This is a genomic window from Pseudonocardia pini (assembly GCF_013870575.1).
Taxonomy (GTDB): Bacteria; Actinomycetota; Actinomycetes; order Mycobacteriales; family Pseudonocardiaceae; genus Pseudonocardia; species Pseudonocardia pini.
Genome location: NZ_JACBXB010000697.1, coordinates 1 through 2,952 on the forward strand (window position 1 = coordinate 1; position 2,952 = coordinate 2,952).

The window sequence follows — 2,952 nt, forward strand, 5'->3', positions numbered from 1 at the left end:
CCAGCGCACGCAGGACCGACCGCCGGTCGAGGGGCGCGCGGGGGTCCATCGCCGCATCCTCCCGGACCGGGGCCCGGCCCGTCACCTGCGGGGCATACCCTCGTAGTCGTGACCCGCAGCTACAGCATCCGGACCTACGGGTGCCAGATGAACGTGCACGACTCCGAGCGGATGGCAGGCCTGCTCGAGTCCGCGGGGTACGCGCGCGCCGAGGACCCGACCGAGGCGGACGTCGTCGTGTTCAACACGTGCGCCGTGCGGGAGAACGCGGACAACAAGCTCTACGGGAACCTCGGGCACCTGGCCCCGGCGAAGGCCGCGAACCCGAACATGCAGATCGCCGTCGGCGGCTGCCTGGCGCAGAAGGACCGGGACACGATCACCCGCAGGGCCCCGTGGGTCGACGTCGTGTTCGGCACGCACAACGTCGGCTCGCTCCCCGCGCTGCTGGAGCGCGCCCGGCACAACGCCACCGCCGAGGTGGAGATCCTCGAGTCGCTGGAGGTCTTCCCCTCCACACTGCCCGCCCGCCGGGAATCCGCCTACGCGGGCTGGGTCTCGATCTCGGTGGGCTGCAACAACACCTGCACGTTCTGCATCGTGCCCGCGTTGCGCGGCAAGGAGCGCGACCGCAGGCCCGGCGACGTCCTCGCCGAGGTCCAGGCGCTGGCCGCGGACGGGGTGCTCGAGGTGACCCTGTTGGGACAGAACGTGAACGCCTACGGCTCCGAGTTCGGCGACCGCGGCGCGTTCGCCTCGTTGCTGCGGGCCTGCGGAGGGGTCGAGGGCCTGGAGCGGGTCCGGTTCACCTCGCCGCACCCCCGGGACTTCACGTCGGACGTGATCGCCGCGATGGCCGAGACGCCGAACGTCTGCCACCAGCTGCACATGCCGCTGCAGTCCGGCTCGGACCGGGTGCTGCGGGCGATGCGGCGCTCGTACCGCTCCTCGCGCTTCCTCGGGATCCTGGAGGAGGTCCGCGCCTCGATCCCCGACGCCGCGGTCTCCACGGACATCATCGTGGGGTTCCCGGGCGAGACCGAGGAGGACTTCGCCGAGACGCTGGCGGTCGTGCGCGAGGCGCGGTTCTCCCAGGCCTTCACCTTCCAGTACTCGCAGCGCCCCGGCACGCCTGCGGCCGACCTGCCCGACCAGCTGCCCAAGGCCGTCGTGCAGGAGCGGTACGAGCGGCTCGTCGCCCTGCAGGAGGAGATCTCCTGGGCGGAGAACCGGCGCGTCGAGGGGCGTGAGGTCGAGGTCCTGGTGTCCACCGGCGAGGGGCGCAAGGACGGCGCCACCCGGCGGATGAGCGGCCGCGCGCGGGACGGGCGGCTGGTCCACTTCGCCCCTGGGCGGGACGGGATCCGGCCCGGCGACGTCGTCACGGTCACGATCGACTACGGCGCCCCGCACCACCTGGTGTCCGACGGCGGGGTGCACACCCACCGCCGCACCCGGGCGGGAGACGCACACGAGGCGGGAACGCGCCCCGGCGGCGCGCCCACAGGGTTGGGACTGCCGGGCTTCGGGAAGCCGCAGGCAGCGGTTCCGGCAGCGACGGGATGCGGGGCATCATGAACGAGAAGGCACCCTGGGAGCGCGGCGAGAGCGGCGACCTGTCGGCGCTGGAGACCGAGCTGGCGAGCGTCGCCCGGCGGGTGGAGCAGCGGATCGACCCGGGCGTGGCCGCGCTGGTGGCGGCGGTGGGGGTCCTCGCCGTCGTCGGCGGGTTGCTGTTGCCGTGGGTCGGTTCGGCCACCGGATGGCAGCTGCTGGTCGGGGCGGAGTACCTCGGCCCGCTGCCGCGGCTGTTCACGATCACCGCCACGGCGTTCGGACTGGTCACGTCGGTGCTCGCGCTGACCACCCGGTTCTGGGCGCTGGCCTGGGTGTCCGCCGTCGGCTCCGGGATCTCGACGGTCACCGGGCTGTGGGCGATCTGGACCCGGCAGTCCGGCGCCCTCGAGGGGATCGAGGGCCCCGGACCGGGCCTGATCATCGCCGCGCTGGCGATGGCCGTGCTGACCTTCACCTGGGCGCGGATCTCGCTGCAGCGGCGTTAGCTACCGCTCGACGGCCTGCTCGGCCGCCTGCAGCCACTCGCGCCACTGCGCGGCCTGGTCCTCGGCCTGCTTCGCCCGCTTCGCGTCGCCCGCCGCGCGGGCCTTCTCGGCCTGCGCCTCGAACTGCTCCACACGGTCGCGGAACTGGGCGAGGCGCGCCTCGGTCTCCGGGTCGGTGCGCCGCCACTCGCGCTCCGCGGCCTGCTTGACGGCCTCCTCGACGGCCCGCAGCCGCTGCTCCAGCGGCCGGATGTCGTCCCGGGGGACCTTGCCGATCTCCTCCCAGCGCTCCTGGATGCCGCGCAGGGCGGCACGGGCGGCGTCGGCGTCGGCGGTGTTGATCTTCTCCGCCTCGTCGAGCAGCCTGCGCTTGGCCTCGGCGTTGGCGGCGAACTCCTCGTCCCGCTCGGCGAACACGGAGGTGCGGCGCTGGAAGAAGGAGTCCTGGGCGCTGCGGAAGCGGTGCCAGAGCTGGTCGTCCGCGTCCTTCTGGGCGCGACCCGCCGCCTTCCACTCGGTCATCAGGTCCCGGTAGCGGGCCGCGGTGGGCCCCCAGTCGTCCGACGACGCCAGCGCCTCGGCCTCGGCGACCAGCTCCTCCTTGCGGGCCTTGGCGGCCCCGCGCTGGCGGTCCAGGTCGGCGAAGTGCGAGCCGCGGCGGCGGTTGAACGCCTCGCGGGCGCGGGAGAACCGCTTCCAGAGGGCCTCGTCCGTCTTGCGGTCGATGCCCTTGATCGTGCGCCACTCGTCGAGGATCGCCTTGTAGCGGTCCCCGGCCTGCTTCCACTGGGTGGCCTCGCCCGCGAGCTCCTCGGCCTCGGTGGCGAGCGCCTCCTTCTGCTGGACCAGGGTGACGATCTGGGCCAAGGCACTGTCGGCGCCGACCTTG

General features: G+C 73.4%; 3 protein-coding genes. 2 read left to right on the forward strand and 1 reads right to left on the reverse strand.

What is annotated here, in order from left to right:
• Window positions 1–108 precede the first annotated feature (108 nt).
• Together miaB and H5J29_RS27345 are read left to right on the forward strand one after the other, a co-directional pair.
• Window positions 109–1,578: a tRNA (N6-isopentenyl adenosine(37)-C2)-methylthiotransferase MiaB gene (gene miaB, locus H5J29_RS27340; protein ID WP_181783875.1), complete on the forward strand. Its 1,470-nt coding sequence runs from the start codon at window positions 109–111 to the stop codon at window positions 1,576–1,578.
• Window positions 1,575–2,063, forward strand: a complete 489-nt coding sequence (locus tag H5J29_RS27345) for an Rv2732c family membrane protein (protein WP_181783876.1) — start codon at window positions 1,575–1,577, stop codon at window positions 2,061–2,063. Before miaB ends, H5J29_RS27345 begins: the two co-directional genes overlap by 4 nt.
• Here the strand turns inward: H5J29_RS27345 and H5J29_RS27350 are convergent.
• On the reverse strand, window positions 2,064–2,952 hold an 889-nt coding region (locus H5J29_RS27350), incomplete at its 5' end, for a DUF349 domain-containing protein (RefSeq protein WP_181783877.1).